Source organism: Arthrobacter rhombi, from assembly GCF_900163545.1.
In the GTDB taxonomy this organism is placed as follows: Bacteria; Actinomycetota; Actinomycetes; order Actinomycetales; family Micrococcaceae; genus Arthrobacter_H; species Arthrobacter_H rhombi_A.
On record NZ_FUHW01000013.1, the window covers coordinates 18,041 to 43,576 of the forward strand.

At 65.8% G+C, this 25,536-nt stretch carries 23 protein-coding genes and 3 tRNA genes; 12 read left to right on the forward strand and 14 right to left on the reverse strand.

Features of this window, described 5'->3' with window-relative positions:
- Positions 1-40 precede the first annotated feature (40 nt).
- Positions 41-721: a response regulator transcription factor gene (locus tag FM101_RS02565; RefSeq protein ID WP_086995020.1), complete on the reverse strand. Its 681-nt coding sequence runs from the start codon at positions 719-721 to the stop codon at positions 41-43.
- Entirely contained in the window at positions 718-1,953 is a 1,236-nt protein-coding gene (locus tag FM101_RS02570; protein ID WP_086995022.1) for a sensor histidine kinase, read from the reverse strand. The genes FM101_RS02565 and FM101_RS02570 overlap by 4 nt, the downstream gene beginning before the upstream one ends.
- Positions 1,954-2,132: 179 nt before the next feature.
- Here FM101_RS02570 and phoU point away from each other — a divergent pair, with 179 nt between their 5' ends.
- Positions 2,133-2,792 (forward strand): phosphate signaling complex protein PhoU, encoded by a 660-nt coding sequence (gene phoU, locus FM101_RS02575; protein ID WP_086995025.1) that lies wholly within the window; start codon positions 2,133-2,135, stop codon positions 2,790-2,792.
- An 83-nt stretch (positions 2,793-2,875) separates the two neighbouring features.
- On the opposite strand, the gene FM101_RS02580 is transcribed toward phoU, so the two are convergent.
- The gene (locus FM101_RS02580) at positions 2,876-3,622 is read right to left on the reverse strand and encodes a phosphoglyceromutase (protein WP_086995028.1); all 747 of its coding nucleotides are present in this window, start codon (positions 3,620-3,622) and stop codon (positions 2,876-2,878) included.
- Positions 3,623-3,706: 84 nt separating this feature from the next.
- On the opposite strand from FM101_RS02580, the gene FM101_RS02585 reads away from it, so the two are divergent.
- Positions 3,707-4,552 (forward strand): class I SAM-dependent methyltransferase, encoded by an 846-nt coding sequence (locus tag FM101_RS02585; protein ID WP_179204208.1) that lies wholly within the window; start codon positions 3,707-3,709, stop codon positions 4,550-4,552.
- Positions 4,553-4,562: 10 nt separating this feature from the next.
- Here FM101_RS02585 and FM101_RS02590 read toward each other — a convergent pair whose 3' ends face one another.
- Together FM101_RS02590 and FM101_RS02595 are read right to left on the reverse strand one after the other, a co-directional pair.
- Complete coding sequence (locus FM101_RS02590) at positions 4,563-4,874, reverse strand: DUF2516 family protein (RefSeq protein ID WP_086995031.1); 312 nt, start codon at positions 4,872-4,874, stop codon at positions 4,563-4,565.
- Positions 4,875-4,910: 36 nt separating this feature from the next.
- Positions 4,911-6,056, reverse strand: a complete 1,146-nt coding sequence (locus FM101_RS02595) for a trans-sulfuration enzyme family protein (RefSeq protein ID WP_086995034.1) — start codon at positions 6,054-6,056, stop codon at positions 4,911-4,913.
- 90 nt (positions 6,057-6,146) lie between these two features.
- On the opposite strand from FM101_RS02595, the gene tmk reads away from it, so the two are divergent.
- The 4 genes from tmk to FM101_RS02615 all read left to right on the forward strand — a co-directional run bounded on the left by tmk (position 6,147) and on the right by FM101_RS02615 (position 9,670).
- A complete protein-coding gene (gene tmk, locus FM101_RS02600; RefSeq protein WP_086995037.1) occupies positions 6,147-6,800 on the forward strand; it encodes a dTMP kinase in 654 nt (217 codons plus the stop codon).
- Positions 6,797-7,987 carry a DNA polymerase III subunit delta' gene (locus FM101_RS02605; protein ID WP_086995039.1) on the forward strand — a complete coding sequence of 397 codons (1,191 nt, stop codon included), beginning with the start codon at positions 6,797-6,799 and terminating at the stop codon, positions 7,985-7,987. The genes tmk and FM101_RS02605 overlap by 4 nt, the downstream gene beginning before the upstream one ends.
- Positions 7,984-9,510, forward strand: coding sequence for an alpha/beta hydrolase (locus FM101_RS02610; protein ID WP_086995042.1), 1,527 nt, complete (start codon positions 7,984-7,986; stop codon positions 9,508-9,510). The genes FM101_RS02605 and FM101_RS02610 overlap by 4 nt, the downstream gene beginning before the upstream one ends.
- A gap of 84 nt (positions 9,511-9,594) precedes the next feature.
- Positions 9,595-9,670, forward strand: a tRNA-Thr gene (locus FM101_RS02615).
- Positions 9,671-9,758: 88 nt separating this feature from the next.
- On the opposite strand, the gene FM101_RS02620 is transcribed toward FM101_RS02615, so the two are convergent.
- A complete protein-coding gene (locus FM101_RS02620; protein ID WP_086995045.1) occupies positions 9,759-10,115 on the reverse strand; it encodes a GNAT family N-acetyltransferase in 357 nt (118 codons plus the stop codon).
- An 817-nt stretch (positions 10,116-10,932) separates the two neighbouring features.
- On the opposite strand from FM101_RS02620, the gene FM101_RS02630 reads away from it, so the two are divergent.
- Positions 10,933-11,232 carry a DUF4193 family protein gene (locus FM101_RS02630; RefSeq protein WP_086995050.1) on the forward strand — a complete coding sequence of 100 codons (300 nt, stop codon included), beginning with the start codon at positions 10,933-10,935 and terminating at the stop codon, positions 11,230-11,232.
- A 91-nt stretch (positions 11,233-11,323) separates the two neighbouring features.
- Here FM101_RS02630 and FM101_RS02635 read toward each other — a convergent pair whose 3' ends face one another.
- From FM101_RS02635 to FM101_RS02650, 4 genes are all read right to left on the reverse strand, one after another.
- Positions 11,324-12,169, reverse strand: a complete 846-nt coding sequence (locus FM101_RS02635; protein ID WP_086995052.1) for an aldo/keto reductase — start codon at positions 12,167-12,169, stop codon at positions 11,324-11,326.
- A 76-nt stretch (positions 12,170-12,245) separates the two neighbouring features.
- On the reverse strand, positions 12,246-12,701 hold the full coding sequence (locus FM101_RS02640) for a hypothetical protein (protein ID WP_086995055.1): 456 nt from the start codon (positions 12,699-12,701) through the stop codon (positions 12,246-12,248).
- Between the two features lie 2 nt (positions 12,702-12,703).
- Entirely contained in the window at positions 12,704-13,279 is a 576-nt protein-coding gene (locus FM101_RS02645) for a bacterial proteasome activator family protein (protein ID WP_086995058.1), read from the reverse strand.
- 52 nt (positions 13,280-13,331) lie between these two features.
- Positions 13,332-14,309: an NAD(P)H-quinone oxidoreductase gene (locus FM101_RS02650; RefSeq protein WP_086995115.1), complete on the reverse strand. Its 978-nt coding sequence runs from the start codon at positions 14,307-14,309 to the stop codon at positions 13,332-13,334.
- A 134-nt stretch (positions 14,310-14,443) separates the two neighbouring features.
- Here FM101_RS02650 and FM101_RS02655 point away from each other — a divergent pair.
- A tRNA-Ser gene (locus tag FM101_RS02655) sits at positions 14,444-14,531 on the forward strand.
- Between the two features lie 62 nt (positions 14,532-14,593).
- On the opposite strand, the gene FM101_RS02660 is transcribed toward FM101_RS02655, so the two are convergent.
- Positions 14,594-16,594, reverse strand: a complete 2,001-nt coding sequence (locus tag FM101_RS02660; RefSeq protein WP_245806606.1) for an FAD/NAD(P)-binding protein — start codon at positions 16,592-16,594, stop codon at positions 14,594-14,596.
- 117 nt (positions 16,595-16,711) lie between these two features.
- On the opposite strand from FM101_RS02660, the gene FM101_RS02665 reads away from it, so the two are divergent.
- Both FM101_RS02665 and FM101_RS02670 read left to right on the forward strand, forming a co-directional pair.
- A complete protein-coding gene (locus tag FM101_RS02665) occupies positions 16,712-18,829 on the forward strand; it encodes a prolyl oligopeptidase family serine peptidase (RefSeq protein WP_086995063.1) in 2,118 nt (705 codons plus the stop codon).
- Between the two features lie 61 nt (positions 18,830-18,890).
- Positions 18,891-18,979, forward strand: a tRNA-Ser gene (locus FM101_RS02670).
- Positions 18,980-19,003: 24 nt separating this feature from the next.
- Here FM101_RS02670 and FM101_RS02675 read toward each other — a convergent pair.
- The 3 genes from FM101_RS02675 to FM101_RS02685 all read right to left on the reverse strand — a co-directional run bounded on the left by FM101_RS02675 (position 19,004) and on the right by FM101_RS02685 (position 23,535).
- Positions 19,004-20,221 (reverse strand): IS481 family transposase, encoded by a 1,218-nt coding sequence (locus FM101_RS02675; RefSeq protein ID WP_086995066.1) that lies wholly within the window; start codon positions 20,219-20,221, stop codon positions 19,004-19,006.
- Positions 20,222-20,383: 162 nt separating this feature from the next.
- Positions 20,384-21,373, reverse strand: coding sequence for a hypothetical protein (locus FM101_RS02680; protein ID WP_143269178.1), 990 nt, complete (start codon positions 21,371-21,373; stop codon positions 20,384-20,386).
- Positions 21,374-21,402: 29 nt separating this feature from the next.
- The gene (locus FM101_RS02685; RefSeq protein ID WP_086995072.1) at positions 21,403-23,535 is read right to left on the reverse strand and encodes a RecQ family ATP-dependent DNA helicase; all 2,133 of its coding nucleotides are present in this window, start codon (positions 23,533-23,535) and stop codon (positions 21,403-21,405) included.
- 98 nt (positions 23,536-23,633) lie between these two features.
- Here FM101_RS02685 and FM101_RS02690 point away from each other — a divergent pair, with 98 nt between their 5' ends.
- Both FM101_RS02690 and FM101_RS02695 read left to right on the forward strand, forming a co-directional pair.
- Entirely contained in the window at positions 23,634-25,049 is a 1,416-nt protein-coding gene (locus FM101_RS02690) for a phosphomannomutase/phosphoglucomutase (protein ID WP_086995118.1), read from the forward strand.
- A complete protein-coding gene (locus FM101_RS02695) occupies positions 25,046-25,528 on the forward strand; it encodes a hypothetical protein (protein WP_086995074.1) in 483 nt (160 codons plus the stop codon). The genes FM101_RS02690 and FM101_RS02695 overlap by 4 nt, the downstream gene beginning before the upstream one ends.
- Positions 25,529-25,536: the final 8 nt, after the last annotated feature.

Genomic DNA, 25,536 nt, shown 5'->3' on the forward strand with positions numbered 1-25,536 from the left:
AGTGTTTCACCCCATCACACCGGGGACATCCGCTGGGAGTTCAGGACTCGAATTTGTAGCCCAGGCCGCGCACGGTCACCAGATGCACGGGTGCCCCGGGATCCGGCTCGATCTTTGAGCGCAGCCGTTTGACGTGCACATCCAAGGTCTTGGTGTCCCCGACGTAATCCGAACCCCACACCCTGTCGATCAGCTGACCGCGGGTGAGGACCCGCCCGGCATTGCGCAACAGCATCTCCAACAGTTCGAATTCCTTCAGCGGGAACGACACCGCCTCACCGTGCACGCTGACCGTATGGCGTTCCACGTCCATGCGGACCGGCCCGGCCTGGACCGTGGAGGCAATCAGTTCCTCGGGTTCGCCCTGGCGGCGCAGCACCGCCCGGATCCTGGCGATCAGTTCCCTGGCCGAGTAGGGCTTGGTCACATAGTCGTCGGCACCGATTTCCAAGCCCACGACTTTGTCGATTTCCGAGTCCTTGGCCGTCAACATGATCACCGGTACCGACGAGCGCTGGCGCAACTGCCGGCAGACCTCGGTACCGGATTGCCCGGGGAGCATGAGGTCCAGCAGGACCAGATCTGCCCCGTTGCGGTCGAACTCGATGACGGCGTCGAGCCCGTTATCGACGACCTGAATCTCGAAGCCTTCCTTGGTCAGCAGGTATTCCAGTGGGTCGCTCAGCGACTCCTCGTCTTCGACCACCAGGATGCGGGTCAAATTGGGTCTCCTTCTGCACGTGGCCGGTGCGCGTTCGCGCCGCCGGAGGGATGGTCGGTGACAGTCTCCGTTTCCCGGGCCTGGCCCGGGTCTCGTGCTGCCTCGTGGGCGTCTTCGTGCCGTGGCATGCGCACCGTGAAGGTGGAGCCTTGCCCCGGTCGGGACCACAGCGTGACTTCGCCGCCGTGATTGGAAATAACGTGTTTGACGATACTCAACCCCAGGCCGGTACCGCCGGTCTGGCGCGACCGGGCGGCATCGACGCGGTAGAAGCGCTCAAAGATGCGTTCCTGTTCTTCGGGGGCGATCCCTGGGCCCTGATCGGTGACCGACACTTGAACGAGCCCGTCGCGTGAGCGCACGCCGACCCCGACGTTGGTCCCCTCGGGCGAATAACGGATGGCGTTGTCGATGAGGTTGCGGAACGCGGTCATCAGCAGGTCCCGCTCCCCGAAGATCCGGTCCTGGGTGTGGCCGCCGACGGTGATCGTGATGGCCTTGCCTTCGGCGGTGAGCCGGTTGCGGTCCACGGCTTCGGCGACGATCCGGTTCACGTCCACCGGTTGGCCCTGCAGGACAACATCGGTGCCCTGCAATCGGGAGAGTTCGATGATGTCCTGCACCAGGGCCGCCAGCCGGTGGGCTTCCTTGTCGAGTCGGGTGGAAAAACGTCTCACCGCCACTTCGTCATCCGCGGCACCATCGATGGCCTCGGAGAGCAGCTGGATGGCCCCGACGGGCGTCTTCAACTCGTGGGAGACGTTGGCGACGAAGTCGTTGCGGATCGCTTCGGTACGGGTGATCTCCGTCCGGTCATCGGCCAGCAGCAGGATGTATTCCTCACCCAGCGGGGCGACCCGCACATGCACCACGATGGTTCCCTGGCCCAGGGGGCCCAAGGGCAGCTCGAACTGGCGTTCTTCGATGACCCCGTCGGAACGTACCCTGCGCGCCAGTGCCAGCAGTTCCGCGTGGACCACCGTGTGTCCGCGCACCAGGCCGTAGGCATAGGCTGCCGGGTTGGCACGAACGACCCCGTCGATGTCGTCGACCACGACGAAGGCCCGTCCGACGACGGAGAGGATCTCCGCGGCGCCGTCGGGCAATGTCGGCTCTCCGACGTCGGTGACGGCCTCGCGCTGAAGCTGGCTGTAACGGTAGGCCAACAGCCCTACAACGCCCAGCGCCAGCCCCACGAGCCCGGCGACCACTATGACCAGTGCATCATCCACGGTTCCAGCCTAGCCGTGCCACTGATTGGTTCCTGTCTGCTTCGGTGGGCTCGGGCAGCCATTCACCGAATGTTCATACGCGAAGGCCCGGAGGTTAACGTTGGGGTGGCAGTCTTGATGACTACAGTGCCCGTCCCCTGCCTGAACGTGGGGGAACACCATGATGAAAGGACACCCTCATGCGCAAGGTCTTCCAGGCGGAACTCCTAACGATCGGCGAGGAACTGACCCAGATGGCCGGACTCGTGGCGGATGCCATGGAACGCGCCCACACCGCGTATGCGGAGGCGGATACGGAGGTGGCCCAGGAAGTGATTGCCGCCGACGCGCGGGTGGACTTCATGCAGACACAGCTCGATGAGCGGGCCATCGACGTCCTGGCCCTGCAGGGTCCGGTGGCTTCGGATCTGCGCATGATCGTCGGGTCGCTGCGGATGAGCGCCTCCCTGGAACGGATGGGCGATCTGGCCCGTCATATCGCCCAGCTCGCTCGGCTCCGTTTTCCGGTGACCGTGGCACCGGCATCGGTGGCCCCCGTCTTCGCGGAAATGGCCGGGCTCGACGTCCAGATTGCCCGGAAGCTGATCACCTTGCTCGAAACACGGGATCTGGAAATCGCCCGGGAAATTGTTGCGCTCAATGCCCGGATCGACGATCTGCACGCCAGCGTCTTCAAGACGGTGGCCGGCCCTGACTGGAACGAATCGGGGCCCCGCACCGCCGATGTGACCCTGACCAGTCGTTACTTGGAACGGTATGGCGACCACGGGGTCTCGGTGGCCCGCAAGGTCAACTACCTGGTCACCGGCGAATGGGAGCCCGGCAGCGGGGCGCTCTAACCCACCCCCGACACGACCGGGGCCGGTCCGCGTAGCAACGCGGACCGGCCCCGGTCTTTTTCTGCAGCTCGTTCAAGGGACGGCTATTTGCGGCCCTGGTTCGCGACGGCCTGAATGGCGTCGGCAGCGGCGGCGGCGTCCAGGTAGCGGCCGCCGGGGGTCACCGGCTTGAAGTCCTCATCCAGTTCGTAGACCAGCGGGATGCCCGTGGGGATGTTCAACCCGGCGATATCCTCATCCGAAATACCGTCCAGGTGTTTGACCATGGCCCGCAGCGAGTTGCCGTGCGCGGTGACCAAAACCGTCTTGCCAGCCTCCAGATCGGGACGGATGGCACCCTCCCAGTAGGGCAGCATCCGTTCGAGCACGTCCTTGAGGCATTCGGTACGCGGCGCCTCATTGCCGAGGTCGGCGTAGCGGGGGTCCCCGATTTGGGAGAACTCCGAGTCATCGTCCAACGGCGGCGGCGGCGTGTCGTAGGAGCGGCGCCATTTCATGAACTGCTCCTCGCCGTACTCGGCCAGGGTCTGGGCCTTGTCCTTGCCCTGCAGTGCGCCGTAGTGGCGCTCGTTCAGGCGCCAGTCACGACGGACCGGCAGCCAGGAGAGATCGGCGGCTTCGAGGGCAAGGTTGGCCGTGATGATCGCGCGCTTGAGCAGCGAGGTATGCAGCACGTCAGGGGTGAGACCTGCTTCGGTGAGGAGCTCACCACCGCGGATGGCCTCCGTGCGGCCCTTCTCGGTCAGCGGCACGTCGTACCAGCCGGTGAAGAGGTTCTTTTCGTTCCATTCGCTCTGCCCGTGGCGGAGCAGGATCAGGGTGTGCGTCATGGTCCCATCCTATCGGGCGTGAAGTCGGTTACTTTCACCGGTATCTGGTCATGAAGGACCCTTCCGGAGGTTTATATTTTTTTCGTGGTGCAAAAGTCTCGAAGGCTCAGCGGCCGGCACCAGGCCGGACGCCCCTTGGGCAACCCCACCCGCGGGACGACGAGTCCGAACAGGATGCGCCGGGTGGATCGTTGGATGACCGGAACCCAGAACTTCAGGCTCCGCCCCGATGTCACCGGGGCACCACCGATCTGCGTGGATTTGGGGTACGGGGCTTCACCGCGCACCGCTGTCGAGTATTTCCAGCGTCTGCGTGTCGTGAACCCGCGGGTGGCCGTCGTCGGACTGGAAATCGATCCCGGCAGGGTTCTGGCAGCGAAGCTCCTGGAGGTCGAGGGCCTGTCCTTCACCGTCGGAGGTTTCGAGATCCCCACGGACCGCAATCCCCTGCTGATCCGGGCCTTCAACGTCTTGCGCCAATATAACGAAGAGGATGTGGCGGCGATCTGGTCCTCGTTGGCCGCCCGCCTGGACCCTGCGGGTCTGCTCATCGAGGGGACCTGCGATGAAATCGGCCGGGTCAGCACCTGGGTGGGGGTCTCCCCCGAGGGCCCGCTGACCTTGAGCATCTCGATCCGCTTCGGCGCCGTTCAACGACCCAGCGAGGTTGCCGAACGGCTACCGAAGGCGCTGATCCACCGCAACCATCCCGGCGAACGGGTCCACGATTTCTTGGCGGCCGCCGATGCTGCGTGGCTGGCGGCAGCCCCCTTGGCCACCTTCGGGCAGCGGCAGCGCTGGATGGCCATGTGCCGGGCCTTGCGGGCCGCGGGGTGGCCGGTCCGTGATGGGCCCTCACGGTGGCGTTTGGGCGAATTGACCGTGGATTGGGCGTGCGTGGCCCCGCGGACGGGGTCGCTGGCTCTCTAGGAGCCGGGGCCTAGTAGTTGTAGTACCCCGGCGTGCCCTTGCCGCCAACGGCGGGCCGGACATCGGCGAGGTAGACGCAGCTGACGCAGGCGGCGATCAGTTGCAGGAATCCTGCACCACCGCCGGCGAGGAAACTGAAGACGCAGAAGACGGCGGCCACGCCGGTGAGCCCCATCCAGAAACCCTTGGTCCGCTTATTCTCACGCTGGTAGTTCTGCGCCGGGCGGCGGGCGGCATCGATGAAGGCCCAGAGGCCGAGCACGAGCGCGACCAGGCTCAGGGCCTTGAAGAGGTAGATCTCAAACAACAATGCGGTAACCACATCCGACAGTCTAGGCGACCGGGGCCCGATCAGTCCTTAGCGTGTGCTCTCCAGCGCGGCGCGCAGATCGTTCCACAGATCCTCGACGTTCTCGATCCCCGCACTGAGCCGAATCAGATGCTCCGGAACGGATTCCGGTTCCCCCGGATGGCGCCGCCGGCGTTCGGCCAGGGATTCGACGCCGCCCAGGCTCGTGGCCGGGGTCCACAACCGCAATGCCGCCAGGACCGCTTCGGCGGCTACCTCTCCCCCGGCCACGGTGATGCACAGGATGGAACCGAATCCTTCCATCTGGGCCGCCGCCCGGGCGTGCCCGGGGTCCGTTGCCAACCCGGGGTACCTGACGGCTTCCACGGCGGGGTGGGCGTCCAGCCGGCGGGCCAGTTCACCGGCGTTGGCCTGGGCCCGTTCGACGCGCAGCGCCATGGTCCGCAATCCGCGCAGCGTCAACCAGGTTTCGAAGGGCCCAGCGATCGCCCCATGGAGCGAACGGTAGGCGTGGAGCTTGTCCCGCAGCTCGGCATCGCCGGTGAGGATCGCCCCCAGAACGACGTCGGAATGCCCGCCCATGTATTTGGTCGCCGAATGCACCACGACGTCGGCACCGAGTTCCAGCGGGCGCTGCAACAGGGGTGTGGAGAAGGTGTTGTCCACGACGCACAGCACCGAGGCGGCACGGGCACCGGCGGCCAGTGCCGCCACATCGGCGACCTCGAGCATCGGGTTGGTGGGGCTTTCGAGCCAGAGCATATCGGCGCCGTCGAGCAGGGCCAGGGTGGCCTCGGTGTCAGCAATATCGGCCAGACGCACCTGGATTCCGATGCGGGACTGCAGGTCGGCCACCAACGAAAGGGAGCCGTTGTAGCTATGCCGGGGGATGACGATGGTCCCGTTCTGGGGCAGCAACGACATGGCCGCGGCCACCGCAGCCATCCCCGAGGCGAAGACCAACCCGGGCAGCGGGGAGGACTCCAGTTGGGCCAAGGCCTCTTCCAGGGGGTCCCAGGTCGGGTTGGAGAATCGTCCGTAGGTTCGCTCCCCCTGCCCCGGGGTGCCGGTGCCCACGAAGGTGGAAGAGAGCACGATCGGTGGATTCACGGGGGCATCGGGCTCGCGCGCGGGTCGTCCTGCGGCAACGACGACGGTATCCGGGGCAAGATCGTGCGGGTGTGAAGAGGACATGTCAGCATCGTAGACCGCCGCGTCGGGCAGCCTCGAAGTCGCGACCGCGTATTACCGGCCCGGGGCCGATAGGCTTACCGGGTGAATGAAATGCAGCGCGCGCCCGGGGCCCTGTTCGTCGTCTTCGAAGGCGGCGATGGTGCCGGCAAATCCACCCAGGCTGCCCTGTTGGCCCGTCGGCTCCAGGACGCTGGACGCGAGGTCCTCCGCACCCGCGAACCCGGAGGCACCGTCATCGGTGAGGAACTGCGCTCCCTGGTGCTCGACCACGGCCGCGGCCAGGTCGATGCCCGCACCGAAGCCTTGATGTTCGCCGCGGCCCGTGCCGCCCATGTCGAGCAGCTCATCCTTCCGGCGCTGGCCCGCGGGACCACCATCATTTGCGATCGCTTCATTGATTCCTCGGTCGCCTACCAAGGGGTGGGACGCGGACTGGGGACCGAGGAAGTGCTGCGGCTGAACCGTTGGGCCACGGACGGACTCCGCCCCGATCTGACCATCCTGCTCGACGTCGACCCACTTTCTGGTCGGCTCCGTCGCACGCAGGGCCACGGGGCCGAGGACCGGCTCGAATCCGAGCCCGACGATTTCCATGCCCGCATCCGGCAGGCCTTCCTGGACCGCGCGAGGAACGACGACGGCACCTATCTGGTGCTTGATGCTTCCCTGGAAGTTGAGGACCTGGAAGCCCGGATTGCCTCCGCCGTGGAGACCGCGATCCAGGCCGCCGGGGCCTCCTCATGAGCGCCGCCGTCGAGCTGACCGGGGTCTGGGCCGACCTGCCGGGTCAGGACGCGGCCATCGACGCCCTCCAACGGGCAGCCACCCTGGGTGCTCCCGCGCATGCCTGGCTGTTCACGGGCCCCCCGGGGTCTGGTCGTTCGAATGCTGCCCGCGCCTTTGCCGCTGCCCTGCAATGCGATGCCCCCGATCCGCAGGACCGCGGCTGCGGGCAGTGCCATGCCTGCCGCACCGTCATGGCGGGAACCCACCCCGACGTCTCATTGATCGCCACCGAGAAGGTCACCTACCAGATCGTGGATGTCCGTGAGCTGATCACCCGGGCCCAGGACCGGCCGTCGGCCGGTAAATGGCGGGTCATCATCGTCGAGGACGCCGACCGGATGACCGAGCGGACCACCAACGTCCTGCTCAAGTCGATCGAGGAGCCCCCACCGCATACCGTCTGGATCCTGTGCGCCCCGAGCCCGGCAGACGTGTTGGTGACGATCCGTTCGCGTTGCCGGCCCATCTCCCTCGGGGTTCCCTCCCGTGAGGCGGTGGCCGAACTGCTGGTCCGCCGCGACGGGCTGACGGCCGAACAAGCCGATTTCGCCGCCCGGGTATCCCAAAGCCATATCGGCATTGCCCGCCGGCTGGCCCGCGACGAGGGAGCCCGTCTCCGGCGGGATCGGACGGTGAAGCTGCCCCTGCGCCTCCAGTCGGTGTCCGATGCGGTGGTCGCTGCCGGAGATCTGGTCAAGCTCTCCACCGAGGAGTCCACCGCCTCGGCGGAGGCCCGTGCGACGGCCGATACCGCCGCTCTCCGCGAATCCCTGGGTTTGGACTCCGATTCCCCGATCCCACCGCAGCTGCGCAGCCAATTCAAGGCACTTGAGGAACTCAATAAACGTCGGGCCAAACGCGGTGTCAACGACTCGCTGGACCGGGCATTAATTGACCTGACCACGTTCTACCGTGACGTGCTGACCTTGCAGCTGGCCACCGGCAGCGAGCTGGTCAATGACTATCTGGCTCGCGAACTCGCCACGGTGGCCCACCGCACCACAGCAGAACAAACGTTGGCCCGGATCGACTACATTTCCGAAGCCCGCCGACGCATCACCGCCAACGTCCAACCATTGCTGGCCATGGAGGCCATGATGGCCGGGCTACTGCCGGCTAGGAACCAAGGAGACACCACCGCATGATCCCCCTCCGACGACGGCTGCGCTGGGCGGCCGCTGCGGCCGCCTCGTTAGTGCTCCTGACCGCCTGCAGCGGCCAACCCTCCGATGATGCGGGGGCACCGGCATCAGAGGCCCCCATGCCTTCGGCTCCCGCGGACCTGGCGAAGTACTATTCCCAGAGCGTGGAGTGGACGAGCTGTTCAACACAGTTCGAATGCGCCGAGGTGAAGGTCCCGTTGGACTACGAACACCCGGAGAAGAAATCCATCGACCTCTCCGTCATCAAACTCGGCGCCAGCAAGAAGAAGCAGGGAACCCTCTTGGTCAATCCCGGCGGCCCCGGAGGTTCGGGCGTCGACCTGGTCAGGGATGCCGGGACACTGGTTTTCTCCGATGATCTGCGCTCCGGCTATGACCTGCTGGGCTTCGATCCCCGGGGGGTCAGCCGGTCGGCGCCGGTGAGCTGCCGGACCGACGCCCAGCGCGACGCCGACCGCACCCGGGACATCGATCCCGACACGAAGGCCGGGTTGAAGAAGCTCGAGCAGGAGAGCAAGGACTACGCAGCAGAGTGTGCCGAACGCTCCGGTGCCTCCCTGGGCCATGTCGACACGGTGAGTTCCGCGAAGGACATGGACATCCTTCGGGCCGTCAGTGACGCCCCGCGGCTGGATTATTTGGGCTTCTCCTACGGCACGAAGCTCGGCGCCACCTATGCCGACCTGTTCCCCTCCCACATCGGACACATGGTGCTCGATGGGGCGATGGACCCTTCTCTGAGCAACGAGGACGTCACCTTGGGCCAGGCCGAAGGCTTCGAGAAGGCAATCACCGACTATCTCGAGGATTGCCTCCAAAGCCAGGACTGCCCCTTCGACGGTGACGTCGATCAGGCCCGCGATCAGCTCCGGGATCTCTTCGACTCCGTTGAACAGGCCCCGCTGACCGCCGAGGACGGCCGAGAGGTCGGCATCACCGACTTCGTCAGTGGATTCCTGATGGCCTTCTACGACGACGGTTACTGGCCGCAGCTGACCGACGCGCTGAACGCGGCCTTTGCCGGGAACCCCACGCCGATGCTCGAGTTGGCGGATATGAGCGCCAACCGCAACGAGGACGGCTCCTATAACGACAATGCCGAGGCCGCGTTCACGGCGATCAACTGCCTGGATTATCAGGTGGATACGAGCCTCGATGGACAACGTCAAGACGAGAAAAAACTCGAGAAGGCATCCCCGACGATCGGCAAGTATCTGGCCTTCGAAGGGCTGGCCTGCAAGGACTGGAAGTTCAAACCCACCGGTCAGCCGGCCCCGGTCTCGGCACCCGGTGCTGCCCCGATCGTCATCATCGGCACCACCGGCGACCCGGCGACCCCCTACCCCTGGTCCCAGGCCCTGAATCAGCAGCTCGAGTCCTCGGTGCTGGTGACCTTCGACGGTCGCGGGCACACCGCCTATGGGCGGAGCAACGAATGCATCGGCAACGCCGTCGACGACTATTTCCTGGACTCGACCGTTCCGAAGGACGGGTTGAAGTGCTAGGGATGGGCTCGGCGACAGCACCCGTTTTGACCGCTGGTGAAATGCTCCTATAAACTATCGGCTGGTGGCCCCTGAGGTCGCCGTGCCTCCTTAGCTCAGTTGGTAGAGCGTTTCACTCGTAATGAAAAGGTCGCCAGTTCGATTCTGGCAGGGGGCTCCACCACGAAGAACGCCATTTCCCGTGAACACACAAGGGAAATGGCGTTTTTTCGTGCGCTCGATGACCGCACGAATCCCCTGAGCCCTGCTTAGTTCATGGGGCGGTAGGTGGTGCCGTCCTCGTGGAGTTCGAAGATTTTCGGTGCATCCTTCTCGCTGGCCACGGCCTCCATGAACATCCTGCCCAAGTTGCCGGTGAGCGAGACGATGTATTGCCGTTCCCGGCCCAGATGGTCGAACACGGTACACATCATGTCCTTGGCGATACCGTGTTTGCGGTACTCGGGGTCGACGATGAAGTCGCCCAGATAGGTCAGTCGGGAATCCTCTTCCCAGCTCCGGTAGCTGGCTTCCCCGACGTTCGTACCGTCTTCGGTGAAAGCCGCCAACCAGCCCGATGATGCTGTTGGTGGGTCGCCGACCCAGCGGATGCTGATGTTCGTCATCCCTACATCGTGGCAGGTTATGGCATCTGCGCAAGAGCATGGGCCATGATGCTGGCGGTCCGGGCCCGCGCTCCTTGGTGTTCCAGCATCACGGTCCGCCCCTAGGCACAGGCCGGGTTCACGTCTGGCGAGTGCTTCCTGATGCGTTACCGTTCACAGCTGTCCCGTGAGAAGAACGATGTGAAGATCTGCTGGGGATGCGACGACTCCAAGGGCCCCATCCTCCTCGGCGCGAGTAACCACCGTCTCGCGGCACGAAGCACCCAACGATCGTCGCGTTTCACCCCGCTGGTGTTCTTTGATGGGATCGCGCCCTGCCTCCATCACCGCCCTGCGGATCGGGGAATCCAGAAGCATCCGGTCCACTGGATTTTCCGTCACGTGCACCCGCCAGGCGTTCGTCCTTGAGCGTTTCTGCTTCCTCGTGAGCGACACGGGCCAGCTCCCCACCGACCATGGCGAGGGCCTCCTCGACGACGTAGGCCCTGCCCCGGGCCTTATCCGACGCTGATGAGGTAGCCCCTCGGGCACCGGCGTCGCTGACATTCTCTGATGCACCTCGTCGGGAGTTTTTCAGATGCTTCTTGCGAGCACGGCGGACTTCAAGACCCACAAATACCGTTCCATGCGCCCCTGCTGCCACCAACCGTTGGCATCGAAAAGGGCACCCCCTCAAACATCATGGGCCGTGGACTGCCCCGGCCTTTCGGCGCCGGCAATGGTGAGTTGAAACACCTTTCAAAAAATCGATTGGCTTTGAGCCCGATGTTGGCCTAATATGTCGCTTCCCACCACACGAATTACCAGGAGTACCCGCATGGCTGTCGACTACGACGAAGTCCGCCCCGATGTCGCTGAACGAAGCGAAGAAACCCTCAAGCAGGTCAAGGCGATGGACGCGCCGAACCAGAAGACTGCCGTCGAGCAATTGGACGAGGATGAGCCGCTGGATGGCGGCGAATTGCCCGGAGCCATCATTGACGACGAGCTCGTTGTCCAGGTCCGGCCACAGGGTCAGGACGAATTCACCTGCGGTGAGTGCTTCCTGGTGCGCTACCGCTCACAGCTCTCCCGCGAAAAGAACGGCGTGAAGATTTGCCGCGAATGCGACGGCTGATCACCACCGACTAGTCATTGCCTTGCACAGCGAAGGACCCGTCACCTAGCGGTGACGGGTCCTTCGCTGTATCGGGGGTGAATCCGACGGCTTACTCGAAGTCACTAACTGCGGGGTCCGGGCCGATGCGCCCTTCCTCCCCGCGATCCAATCCGTTGATCGCTGCGATGTCCTCGTCATCCAGCGTCACACCCAGGGACTCCCAGTTCTCCACGATCCGAGCGGGGGTCTCCGACTTGGGGATCACCACGAGCCCGAGCGCCAGATGCCAGGCAATGACGACCTGGGCGGGGGTGGCGCCATGCTTGGCGGCGATATCGGTCAGCACCTGGTTCCCGAGCAGCTCCGAGCCCTGACCCAGCGGGGACCATGACTGGTGGAGGATGCCCCGGGAGGCCTCGTACTCGCGCAGGGCGGTCTGCGGGAAGAACGGGTGGGTTTCCACCTGGTGGATGGCCGGAACGATCCCGGTGGCTTCCTCAAGCTCTGCCAGTGCCTCGGCGGTGAAGTTGCAGACGCCGATGGAACCCACGCGGCCGGACTTCTGCAGTTCGATCAGCGCCTTCCACGTTTCCACGTGCTTGCCCTGTTTCGGCTGCAGCCAGTGGATGAGGAAGAGGTCGATGAACTCCATCCCCATCCGTTCCATGGACGCGTCGAAGGCGTCGAGGGTCTGCTGGTAGCCCTGGTCTGCATTCCAGACCTTGGTGGTAACGAACAGGTCTGACCGTTCGAGGCCCGAGGCGGCAACGGCGCGGCCCACGCCTGCTTCGTTCCCGTAGATCCGTGCGGTGTCCACGTGACGGTATCCGGCGTCGAAGGCCAAGGAAACGACCTTCTCGGCGACGTCATCCTTCACCTTCCAGACTCCGTAGCCGAGCTGGGGGATGGTCCTGCCATCGTTGAACGTCAGTTGAGGTGATTCGTAGGTGGTCATCCAGCTATCCTGCCACCGCCCTCGGTGTACGAAGGAAGCCGATGCCCGCTCTCCGCGTTCGGCGAACGCCCCGCGTTCAGCCCGCGTCGGCGAGCGCTTGTTCGGCGAGGCGGACCCCGTCGACGACCAGATCGGCGCGGAAGGCCACATTCTCCAGCCCCGCCGAGTTATACCCCCAGCGTTCCCCATCCAGCCGAGACATCGCGGCTGCTTGTGCCGCTGCGGCCAGATCGTTGGCCGCCTTGGACAGGGCCCGGTGAACCGCCGCGTGGCTTCCCGGAATATCTTGCCCGCTGCTGGGCCGTTGGGCTTGCGCTGCCATGCACACGGCGCGCACCCGTGGCTGCAGCTCGGCCAGGTGGTTGGCAATCATCACCAATGCGTTGTGCAGGTCATCGGCTTCGATCCCCTCGAGGACCTGGTGGAACCGGTCCAGTCCACGCCCGAAACGGTCGTTGGCCCGACGCCAGACACCATCGCCCAAATCTTTGTCGTCGCGGCGGGCACCGCGCATCCGTGAAACCCACCCCATGTTCAGAGGTACTGTCCCGGTCCGCCGTCGTTGTCCTCGGCTGGCGCCCTGTCCGGGGCAGGCCGGCCCGGCGCCACCCGTTCGGGCTCTCCCCGGTCGTTGATCACGATGCCGGGGGCCACCGGGGTCCCCGGAGGCAGTTCACGTAACTGGATCCGCCGGGCCAACTGTTCGCTGGCCAGCTGCTGGGCGGCAAGCGCCGTCTGGATTCCGTGGAAAACACCTTCCAGCCAGCCGACCAGTTGGGCCTGGGCGATCCGCAATTCGGCTTCGGAGGGGGTTTGGTCCTCGGTGAAGGGCAACCTGATCCGGCGCAGCTCCCCGACCAGTTCCGGGGAGAGTCCGGATTCGAGTTCGGAGACCGAACGTTCGTGGATATCCGCCAAGGTGGCCCTGGCCCCGTCGTCGAGCGGGGCCGTCCTGACCTCTTCGAGGAGTTGCTTGATCATCGAACCGATGCGCATGACCTTCGCCGGTTCTTCAACCAACCCCTGGATCCTGAAGGATGACGGGGCAGCGTCGACCCCGGTCCCGTCGCCCGGGAGAGCCGGCGACTGCGGCTTATCGTGTTCGTTCATGCTTCCATCTTGCCATGATGCGGGCCGGCCCGCCCCGGCCCCTCGCATCGCTTTAGATGGTCAGCAGGATCTTGCCGCGGTGTTCGCCGGAGTTGAAGTAGTCGTGCGCGGCAGCTGCTTCGGCCAAGGGGAAGGTCTTCTCCACCACCGGGCGGACCGTCCCTGCCTCCACAGCGGGCCAGACCCCGGCGCGCACCCCGTCGACGACCCGGCCCTTGGCCTCGAGACTGCGGGCGCGCAAGGTGGTCCCGATGACGCGCAGTCGCCGGGTCATCAGCCGGGCCAGGCTGATCTCGGCTTTCGCACCACCCTGCAGGGCGATGATCACCAACCGGCCATCGGGGGCGAGCACTTCCAGGTTCTGTTTCAGGTACTTCGCCCCCATGATGTCCAGGACGACGTCGGCCCCGTGTCCATCGCTGAAGGCCCGCATCCGTTCAACGAAATCTTCCTCGCGGTAGTTGATCCCCTCCACGGCACCGAATCCACGGCAATATTCGATCTTCTCGTCGCTACCGGCAGTGACGACCACCCGGGCACCGTAGGCGGTGGCCAATTGCGTGGCCATCGTCCCGATGCCTCCGGCCCCACCGTGGATCAGGGCCCACTCCCCCGCGGACAGCCCGGCCTCCATGAAGAGGTTCGACCACACGGTGCTGGCCACCTCCGGAAGAGCCGCGGCTTCGACCAATCCCACGCCCCGCGGGACCGGGAGGACCTGAACGGCAGCAACCGCAACATATTCGGCGTACCCGCCACCGGCGAGCAGCGCACAGACCGGCTCATCGTCGTCGTACCCGTTGACACCGGGACCACAGGCGGCGATGGTTCCCGAGACTTCGAGACCGGGGACATCGGAGGCCCCTTCGGGTGGTGGATAGTTTCCCTGACGTTGGGCCACGTCGGCGCGGTTCAGTCCTGCCGCTGCCACCCGAATGAGGACTTCTCCGGGCCCGGGTACCGGGACCGGGCGCTCGGCGATGCGGATGACCTCACTGCCTCCTGGCCCGGAATACTCCACGGCGCGCATGATGGTGGGCAGATCGGCTGCGGTGTTCGGGCTCAAAACAAGGGTCCCTTCAATCACGAAAAACGGCGTCCACCACCGAGCCTATCGCCCACGGTTTTCCTGCCCGGGGCTGCTCGCGTATAGTTCTCGTGTCTGGAAGGTTGTCCGAGCGGCCTATGGAGCTGGTCTTGAAAACCAGTGTGCGGTAACCCCGCACCAAGGGTTCAAATCCCTTACCTTCCGCGTTCAGACAGGGAAGCGGGTCCATCACGGGCCCGCTTCCCTGTTGCCGTTGACCCGAAACCTCAGATTCGGGCGGCCATCCTGAGGACTTCCGAGGCCACGGCGTCCGCATCCCCCAGGGTGCGGGCGCCGTCGGCGAAGCCGGCCCCGGCTTCCGCGGCGATCGCGGTGCCCCACTGCACGCTGGAGAGTTGCAGACCCAACACGAAGATCCCACGGTGCGCGATTCCCGCGGCGTCAACGAGCCGGTACGGCTGTCCGACGACGTCGAATCCCGAGCCATACACTCCCTCACCTTCGGGGTTGAGCATCAGCCGGGGGCGTGCCAGCCCATCGGCCCACAACTGCTCCAGGAGCGGGGAGGCGGTTTGGGCGACCCGGTTGGCGGGCATCATCGCCTCGAACATGTACTGGGCGGTGACCGGCTCGTCCTGCACCCAGGGCGAGGATGCGGCAAAACATGCCGCCTCCTCGTCGAGCGAGAACACCGGATCGGGGCCGACGAACTGCACGATGCCGGCGCGCGCCAGCGCCGCTAGTTCCTCGATCCGCTGCAGGGGCGGCCCGCTGGCCAGTCCTTCCACGAGGGGCTCGAACCAGCGGCCGAGCTCATCGAGCCGGCTGGCATCATCGAGCATCCCCTCGGCCACGAGGCGTTTGACGATGCCGCGGCCGGCGTTCAGTGCGCCGATCGCCATCTTCAACGGGTCATCCTCCCCCCGGGCCGAGGATTCCGCATCATGTTCCAGGTATTGCAGCACCGCCCCCTGGTAGGCGGAATGTCCGACGAATCCGCGGTCGGCGAAGGGGTGCCCCAGCCCGGCAACATCGAGCCATCTGGCCTCGGGGGCCGCCCGTTCGACGAGTTCACGGGCCACGGTGCGCCAGACTTCCTGGCCATGGACGTGCGGGGCGTCGAGGATATCGTCCAGTTCCGCCAGGAAGGTCCCGGGTTCCTCGAAGAGTTCGGGTGAAACGCGGGCCAGGGTGGCGTAGTAGGTGTGGAGCACATCGCGGTGGAGCAGCGGCCAGATATGGGCGTTGAACCCGACCTTGCCGCGGGGTTCACCCGGGGCGCCGTCGGCGGCGAGGGCATGGACGGCGTCGAAGGTCAGGTGACGCAGGGAAACCGAGGCCGGCAGGAAGGAATCGATGCAGGCCTTGGCCCGGTAGGGAGCCCCCCGGCGGGAGGCTGCGTGCAGCAATGGTTCGCGGCCAGTGCCCCGGTACTCGAGGGCATGGCCCGGCCCCCTTCCGGTGGAAACGAAACAACCGCCGCGGCCGACGGTCATCGCGGTCATGGCGTCGAAGAAGTTCAACCCGAGCCCGCGCACCAACACCGGCTCCCCGGCCGGGTAGATCCCCCAATCAACGTCGGCGGGGACGTTGGGTCCCTGGTAGTGCAGTCCGACGGCGGTGGCGCGTTCCCCGGCGGTACGCTGCAGCGGGTTCGCATGCGCCGGAACGTGTCCGACGGCCAGCACGACGGCTTCGGCCACCAGGTCGGGCACGGCGGGCCCCTGCCCCGTTTTCCGCTCCAGGCTCAGGCGGTAGCCGTTGGCTTCGCGGCGGAGACAGGTGGCTTCGGCACGCACCACGGTGAAGGAGGCGACGGCAGGATGCGCTTCGAGCCGGTCGCGTACCCGGGAGAACACGTGGCGGAGATAGCTGCCGTAGATCGCCCGGCTGGGGAAGCCGTTGGCCGCCAATTCAGCCAATTCGGCCCGTTCCACAGCATCGAGGTCGGCACCGTCTCCACCGCCGACCCTGAATTCCTCGAAGGTCAGCCCCGCGTTGTTCCCTAGCCCCCGCGCCGGGGCGACCGTGGGGTAGAGCGCCGGAGTGTTCATCAGGTAGTACCGCGGCTGCTCGGGAGCCCAGACATGGCCCGGCCCGGGTTCGCAGGGGTCGACGACGGTAATTTCCAGCCTCCGGGCAGGACGGGAGCCCTCGGGATCCCGGACCTGATCGGCCGCTTCAAGCCGGGCCAACACCCGTTCCAGGGTCGAGGTCCCGCGAGGTCCGGAACCGACGATCACCAGGGTGAACGGGGGTGCTGCCACGTGCTGCTCCTTCGCTTGGACCATGCGGGTACCCCGCCTGCTTCCCCGCCGTTCCGCAGAGGGCCGAGGGTTCCCAGCGTACCGCCCGGCCACCGGGCCACTCGTAGACTGAGCCCCATGGACAGCACCTCTGCAGCCCCGTTGACGGGGCCGATCACCGATTCCGATCCCGACGACAACTTCTCCTGGTTGGAGGATATCCACGGGGCAGCAGCCGTGGACTGGGTGAGGAAACGCAATGCAGCGACCGAGGACATGCTGCACGATGAGGCGTACCGGTCCCTGGAATCCTCGGTCCTGTCGGTCCTCGATGCCCAGGACCGCATCCCGATGGCCACCAAACGCGGCAGGTATTACTACAACTTCTGGCGTGACGCCTCCCATCCGAAGGGCCTGTGGCGGCGGACCACCTGGCAGTCCTACGCCGGCGAGGACCCCGACTGGCAGATCCTGCTCGACGTCGATGCCCTGGCAGCGGCGGAGGGCACCGACTGGGTCTTCGCCGGAGCCGCCCTGTTGCGCCCCCCGGAGGGCGGGGACTACCTCCGTGCCCTCCTGCGTCTCTCCCCCGACGGCGGGGACGCGGTGGCGGTGCGCGAATTCGATCTGCAGGCAGCACGTTTTGTCCCCGACGGTTTCTCGCTGCCGGCCGGGAAGAGCCAGGTCAGCTGGGACGGCCCCGACGCCTGGTACGTGGCCACCGACTTCGGCCCCGACTCCTTGACCCGTTCGGGGTATGCCCGCACCGTCCGCCGGGTTCGCCGCGGGATGGACCCGGGGCAAGCGCCCGAGGTCTTCGCCGTCGAAGCCTCCCATGTGATGGCTCAGGTTTCGGTCGACCAGACCCCCGGATACCGGCATGTCACCGCCACCGACGTCGTCGACTTCTTCAACACCTCCACCTCGATTCTGCGGGAGGGGCAGTGGGTGCCGGTCGAGGTCCCCACCCACGTGCGGGTCGGCCTGCACCGCCAATGGCTGATGTTCAGTCCGCAACAGGAGTGGGAACTGGGCGCCCGGACCCTGCCTTCCGGTTGTCTGGCCGTGGCCGATCTCGACGCCTTCCTTTCCGGGGAGCGCACCGTGACCGTGGTCTTCACCCCGGACGCCGACACGTCGTTGCAGTCCTCCTCCTTCACCGCCGACCATCTGCTGCTGACCGTGCTGCATCACGTCTCCTCACGGATCCTGGTGGCAGATCCTGCCGACGGCTGGCAAGTGCGTCGGCTCGAGGTGGGTGGGGAGGAACACCAGGACCTATCCATCGGTCCGGTCGACGATGAGGACCCGGAGACGGCCAATGACTTTTGGTTGGTCTCCACGGGGTTCCTGAGCCCGGCCACCCTCTCCCGCGGGACCATCGGGGCGGGAGCCCCGCAACCGATCAAATCCTCCCCCGCGCGCTTCGACGCCACGGGTTTGGAGGTCCAGCAGCATTTCGCGACCAGCAACGACGGGACGGCGGTCCCCTACTTCCAGGTCGGACCGAAGGATCTGCTCCTTGATGGGGCCAACCCGGTGTTGATGAACGGTTACGGCGGATTCGAAACCAGCCTGACGCCGTCGTACTCCGGGGTGGTGGGCCGTGCCTGGCTCCGCCGGGAATCCACCTCCGGCAGGGACGGGGTCTATGTGCTGACCAATATTCGTGGCGGTGGCGAATACGGTCCTGCCTGGCATCGGGCGGCCTTGCGGGAGAACCGGCCGCGGGCGTATGAGGACTTCGCAGCCATCGCCGGGGATCTGGTGCACCGCGGGGTGACCCGCCCCGAACATCTGGCAGCCACCGGACGCAGCAACGGCGGTTTGTTGGTGGGTAATATGCTCACCGTTTATCCGGAACTCTTCGGAGCGATCTCCTGCGGTGTTCCCCTGCTGGACATGCGCCGTTATACGCGTTTGTCGGCAGGGCACTCGTGGATTGCCGAATATGGCGACCCGGATGTTGCCAAGGACTGGGAATTCATCGCCGGGTTCTCCCCCTACCATCTGCTCGATGCGGCCCTGGCTGCGGGGAAGACCTTCCCCGCAACCCTTTTCTGGAGCGCGACCAGCGACGACCGGGTCGGGCCGGTGCAGGCCCGCAAGATGGCGGCGAAGATGCTCGACGCGCAGGTTCCGGGGATCTGGTACCGCGAGTCGTTGGAGGGCGGCCATGCCGGGGCATCGGATAACCGGCAGAGTGCCCAGATGCTGGCAACCAGCTACGAATTCCTGTGGCGGGCCGTGAGCTGAGGGGCATTTTGAATTTGGGGGGCACTGTTCGGTAGTCTTGGGGGGCTGCCACGGCAGCGCTGGAGACGTGCCAGAGCGGCCGAATGGACTTCACTGCTAATGAAGGGTCGGGGTTATACTCGACCGGGGGTTCAAATCCCCCCGTCTCCGCTGTGTGATCTCTGGGGACATCGTTTACAGATGTCTCGGGAGATCGTTGACACCCCGGTCTTCGGACCGGGGTGTTTTTCTTTTGGTTTGGTAGTCCTTGGCGGGGTCGATGTCGTATTCACCCAGGATTTCGCCGCTGCCATGTTCCACGACGGTGAGTTCGTTGTCACTAATGAGCATGATGATGATTTTCCCGCGATGCCGGGCACCGATGCCTAAATGTTTGAGGGATCCGTTATATCGGACGGTGGCCTTGCCGAAGCGGTCGACCTTGTCCATGCGCAGCCGGTACTCGGTTCGCTGGGTATTGCCGGCGGGGTGGGCCTTGGGCAGTGCGAGGTAGGCCTCCATCGGAGTCATCTTCCCCCTTGCGGTGTGGGGTCGTTCCTCGTTGTAGACCTGTTGGAAGAGTGCCAGGAGCTGGTTGAGTTCGGCCAATGTTCCCTGTGTTGGGTGTTTGTCGAGCCATTTCTCCTGAGTGCGGTGGAAGCGTTCGACCTTGCCCTGGGTCTGGGGGTGGTTCCCGGCCCCGTTCTTTTGCCGGATGCCGAGGCTCGATAAGGTCTTCTCGAAACCATTGATGCTGCCATCGCGCAGCAGTCTGGTGGTATAAACGAGCCCGTTGTCTGTCAGGGTCGAGGCCGGTGTGCCGTATTGATTGCACGCTGCCAGGAACTGCTCGACCACGATGGGCCCCGAGATGGCCCTATGGGCGGTGCAGGAGAGCAGCGCGCGGGAATGGTCATCGAGGAAGTTGATCACCTCGATCCCGGTCCCGTCGGCGAGGTGCCAGTGGATGAAATCCGATTGCCAGGTCTCGTTGGGTTGGCTGGCTTCGAAGCGTCGCCAAGACGACCTGGGGCGTTTGCGGGGCTGATCGGTGATAAGGCCCGCGGCGCGGAGGACTTGGTGGATGGTCGAGCGTGCCGGTGGGCGGTGTCCTTGACGTTCAAGGTGCCAGGAAATGGTGGCCGCGCCCGCGTCTAGTCCCTGCTCGTCAAGGCTTTTGCGTAGTTCGACGATGCGGTTGCGTAGCTGCGGTTCCACCGAGCGGGGGCTGCTGTGTGGGCGCTTGGATTGGGGTTGGACTGCTTCCCAACCCCCGGCGCGGTAGCGAGCGACGAGGATGTGGACCCATTGTCGGGAGACTTTGAATTGTGTGGCGACGTCCTGGGCGGAGCGGCCCGTTTCCACGACGCAGGCGACGATGAGGCGGTTCTTGTTCGCGGTTTTCTTGGGCATGGCCGTAGTCTCCTCGGCCATGTTGGGCTGTCAACGGTGTCTCCGGACACCCGTCAACTGTGTCTGTCGTCGATGTCTTCGGACATATGTCAACGATGTGTCCGGTACGCACACCCCCGTCTCCGCTGAAAAACCCCTACTCAGGTAGGGGTTTTTTTGTGCCTATTTTTTCCCGAAGGCCGTCAGCAGTTGTTCGACCATCTCGGCCGGAAGGCCCGTATGCCGGTGGACGATCTCCGCGGCCTGCCCGAGTTCCCCGGCACGGACGAACCCCAAGAAGCGGGTCTTATCCTCCCCCGGGAGGTCGCTGGCGCTGAATTGCACGTGTCCTTCGGGGCCGTCTCCCTCGAAGCTGAAGTCGGCAATATCCTCCGACATCGATGCCGGGTTGCCATCGACCGGCGCCGTATCGAGCAGTTCCCTGATGGAATCCCGGTCCAGGCCCGAGAATTTGGCCAACAGGTCTGCCGCACCGTCAAGATCGTGGTCACGCAGCAGCGACTGGAACTGGTCAAACTCGGCCGGGGGCAGTTCATCGGTACCGAACTCCCGTTTGACGCCGTCTTCCTCGGCGGAGATCCGGAAATTGGAGGTTTTGCGGCTGGCCCCGCTACCGAATTTTTCGGCCCATTCCTCAGGAATGGTGAAATCGTCCAGGTTCGCCTGCGCCGCAGGACCTGACGGGTCGGCAGCCTCGGCCGTGGGTTCGGTGGGCCCGGCCCCTGCCACGTCGTCCCCGGCCGCCGGGTTCGCGTCCGGTTCCCCGGGAGCAGCTGCTGATGCTTCGCTGCCCGTGGCTTCCGCCGGCGGCCGGGTGTCCTGCACCGGTTCCTGTGTCTGGGCGAACGAGCCCCGATCCTGGTGGACCTGCGGGTGGGCTTCGAGGCTGCGCACGGCAATGATGCTGGCCTTGACCCCCACACCGGTGGCCGAGCGGTAGGCCTGCACGGCACCCATGAAGTTCCCTTGGGCGAGCTGACGGTACACGGCACGGTGGGCTTCGGCGCCCAACTGCCCGGCGGCCTCCCGGGCCGATGCGGGCCCGACGGAACCGTTCACCTCCGCGGAGGTCTTCCGACGCAGCCGCGCCACCCACCACCACACGGCAGCCAACACCAGTAGCGGGACCACAACCCATAACAACGTCTCCATGCCCCAAGTCTAGGGCGTGGGTCCACTGTCTAGGCAGAGACCGCCAGGACGAAAGGCAGGACGGCGTCGGCCCCGGCTTCTCGGAGCACCCGGGTGGCCTCGGTGAGGGTCCACCGGCTGTCGACGTAATCGTCGATCAGCAGGACCGGGCCGTCCAGGGACGCCAGTTTCTCGGCCAGGTCGGCTCCCACGGCGAACTGCCCCCAGACGGCGGCGAGCCGGAAGGCGCTATTACCTCCCGAAGCTCCCCGGGGTCCGCCATGCGGGTAGTCCAATGCCCCGAGGTAGGGAAGCCGGCCAATTCCTGCGATCCCCCGGGCGAAGGAGCCCACCAGTTCACCGCGGGTGCGTGAGGGCAGGCTCACCACTGCTGCCGGGCGTTCGGCCCAATCCCATTCGGAGAGCACCTGCACGCAGGCCCGGAGCATCGCCTCCTCGATGGGGGCGTCGGGGGCCTCGTCGACGGGGGTCGAGAGCAGGGTCCGGAGCCGGGCTCCCCAGCCCAGGTCGGTGAGTCGGGCCAGGGCCCGACCGGTGCGGGCCTGGTCAACGGGTTTGATCTTGCCCTTCAGCGGGACACCCAGGCGGTCCATCCCCCCGGGCCACATGGCCCGGGGGTCGACCTGGACGCCCACCCGTCCGAGTGCCGCTTGGGACCTGTCGCGGGCCTCATCGCCGATCGTGTCCTGATACCAGGGGCCGGCACAGTTATCGCAGCGCCCGCACGGTGCCGCTGCCGGATCGTCCAGCACACGGGAGAGGAACTCCATCCGGCAACCGGTGGTGCGCTCGTATTCCAGCATCGAATTCTGTTCGTCGACGCGGGCCGCGGCGACCCGCGCATACCGGGCGGCATCGTAGGACCAGGGTTCGCGGGTGCGCGCCCACCCGCCGGCGACCCGTTCCACGGCCCCGTCCACGGCCAAAACCTTCAGCAGCAGTTCCAGCGGGGAGCGTCGCAGGTTCACCCGGGCTTCCAGGGCCGGGACCGAAACCGCCGTTCCGGCAGCTTCCAGTTCGGAGAGGACCGCGTGAGCCCTTTCTTCGTCGGGCATGGAGGAGGTGGCGAAGTACCTCCAGATTTCGCGGTCCTCGGTGCCCGGCAGCAACAGCACGTCGGCGTTATCGGTTCCACGGCCGGCACGCCCCACCTGCTGGTAGTAGGCGACCGGCGAGCTGGGGGCCCCGACGTGGACGACGAAGCCGAGGTCGGGTTTATCGAAGCCCATCCCCAGCGCACTGGTGGCGATCAGGGCCTTGACCCGGTTCTCCTTCAGCGCCTGTTCGGACGCCGCCCGTTCTTCGGGGTCGGTCCGCCCGGTATAGGAACGCACCTCGTGCCCTGCTTCACGGAGCAGCCGGGTGATGTCCTCGGCCGCCGAAACCGTCAGGGTGTAGATGATGCCGCTGCCGGGCAGGTCGTCCAGGTGGGTCAATAACCAGGCCAGCTGGGAACGCGGGCTCGGCAGCCGCAGGACACCCAGCCGCAGCGATTTGCGGGCCAATGGTCCGCGCAGGGTGAAGGCCTCGGCCCCGCCCACGGCCAACTGTTCCTGGACGTCGTGGACCACCCGCTCGTTGGCGGTCGCCGTGGTGGCCAGCACCGGAACGTTTCCCGGCAGGGCGCCGATGAGGTCCCTGATCCGCCGGTAGTCGGGGCGGAAGTCATGCCCCCAGTCGGAAATGCAGTGGGCTTCGTCGATCACCAGCAGGCCCATTCTGCGGATCAGTTCGGGCAGCTGCTGCTCGCGGAAGGAAGGATTGTTCAGCCGTTCGGGCGAGACCAGCAGAACGTCCACCTCGTCGGCCTCGAGCTTGGCGATGATCTCCTGCCATTGCACGGCGTTGGCCGAGTTGATGGCTTCGGCCCGCACCCCGGCACGGGCCGCTGCGGCGACCTGGTCGCGCATGAGGGCCAGCAGCGGGGAGACGATCAGTGTCGGCCCCGAACCACGGGCGCGCAGCAGCAGGCTGGCCACGAAATACACGGCGGATTTGCCCCAACCGGTGCGCTGGACCACCAGGGCCCGGCGGCCCCCTTCGACCAACGCCTCGATCGCTTCGAACTGGCCGTCATGGAATTCAGCCCCGTCGTTGCCGACCAGCCGGCGCAGGACCGTCGTGGCGTCTTCGTGTAATTGTGCGTTCCGCGTTTCAACCATGGCCCCAGTATCCCAGCGAGGACCCACGGTTGGGCACCGGCCGGGTGAAGTCGGTGGATCATCGCGTGGACACGCCCCGAACAGCTAAGCTCGAACCCGTGAGCAGCGAGATTGATCTTTCCCTTTCCTTCAAGGCCTACGACGTCCGCGGCATCGTCGGCGAAACCATTAACGAGGAGATCGTCGAGGCCGTCGGCGCCGCCTTCGTCGACATCCTGTCCCTGGCCGGGAAACAGGTTCTGGTCGGCGGTGACATGCGCCCCTCCTCCCCCGCCTTCAGTGCGGCCTTCGCCCGGGGGGCCTCCTACCGCGGGGCCGATGTCTGCCTGCTGGGACTGATCTCCACCGACGAGCTCTACTTTGCCTGCGGTCATCTGGACGCAGCCGGCGTCGTCTTCACCGCCAGTCACAACCCGGCCGCCTATAACGGCATGAAAATGGCGAAGGCCGGCGCCGTGCCGGTCTCCTCCGATACCGGGCTCTATGACATCCGCGACCTGGCCCAGACCTACCTGGAGGAGGGCCTCCCGGTTTCCGGGGACGTCCCCCAGGGCGAGATCAGTACCCGGGACGTGTTGGAGGACTACGCCACCTACCTCAGATCGCTGGTGGACCTGTCGGGGATCCGCCCGTTGAAGGTCGTCGTCGATGCCGCCAACGGCATGTCAGGGATGACCACCCCCGCGGTCTTGGGCGATGATCTGTTGCCGGGGCTTCCGCTGGAGATCGTGCCGATGTACTTCGAGCTGGACGGCACCTTCCCCAACCACCCGGCGAACCCGCTGGAGCCGGAAAACCTCAAGGATCTGCAGGCCGCCGTGGTTGAACACGGCGCCGACCTCGGTCTGGCCTTCGACGGCGACGCGGACCGCTGCTTCGTCATCGACGAGGCGGGTCTGCCGGTTTCCCCGTCGGCCGTCACCGCGTTGGTGGCCCGCCGCGAGATTGCCCGGGCGAAGGCTGCCGGTGAGCAGACCCCGGTCATCATCCACAACCTGATCACCTCCCGCGCGGTGCCCGAACTGGTGGAGCACGACGGCGGTCGGCCGGTGGTCACCCGGGTGGGGCACTCCTTCATCAAGGCGGTGATGGCCGCAGAGGGCGCCGTCTTCGGCGGCGAGCACAGCGCCCACTATTACTTCCGTGATTTCTATAATGCCGACACCGGCATGCTCGCCGCGATGCATGTGCTGGCCGCCTTGGGGTCCCAGGACCGCCCCCTGGGCGATCTGGCCGCCGAATACGAGCCCTACTTCTCCTCGGGGGAGATCAACTCCGAGGTCGAGGACAAGGAGGCGGCAGTGGCCCGCGTCCTGGAACACTTTTCGACGCAGGACACCGTCGTCGATAGGCTGGACGGCACCACGGTGAAGGCCACGGATGGATCCTTCTGGTTCAACCTGCGCCCTTCCAACACCGAACCCTTCCTCCGCTATAACGGGGAAGCCGTAGACACCACGACCATGGAACGCGTCCGCGACGCCGTCCTCACCCTTGTCAGGAGCAATGCATGAGCGAGAACCCCACGGAAAACCGGCTGGCCGAACTCGGTGAGGCAGCCCACCAGGACCTGAATAAGGTGCTTGGCACCGCCCTGGGCGTCGCCCGCGAGCAGCTCGAAACCAATGGTGTCTTCCTGCCCTTCGCCATTGGCCTGGAGCCCGACGGCGACGCAGAAGGCGAGTTGCGACTACTGGCCGTCCAGCCGGATGAGAACGAAGAGGATCCCGAGGCGGATGTCGACGCCGAGGTCATGATGGATGACCTGGTCACCTTGCTGATCGGGCAGCGCGAGAACTTCGTCGCCGTGGCCCTGGTCTCCGACGTGACCCTCCTGCAGGAAGAATCCGACGCCGTCCACGCCCTCGCCGAGCACAGCCTCGGTGGCGCGGTGGCCATCATTCAGCCGTATTCCTCCCCCGCCGCCGACGGTGGCGAATGGACCTTCGAGGAGCCCGCCCCGGAAGCCGCCGACTTGAGGATCTGGGCCTGATTCTTGCG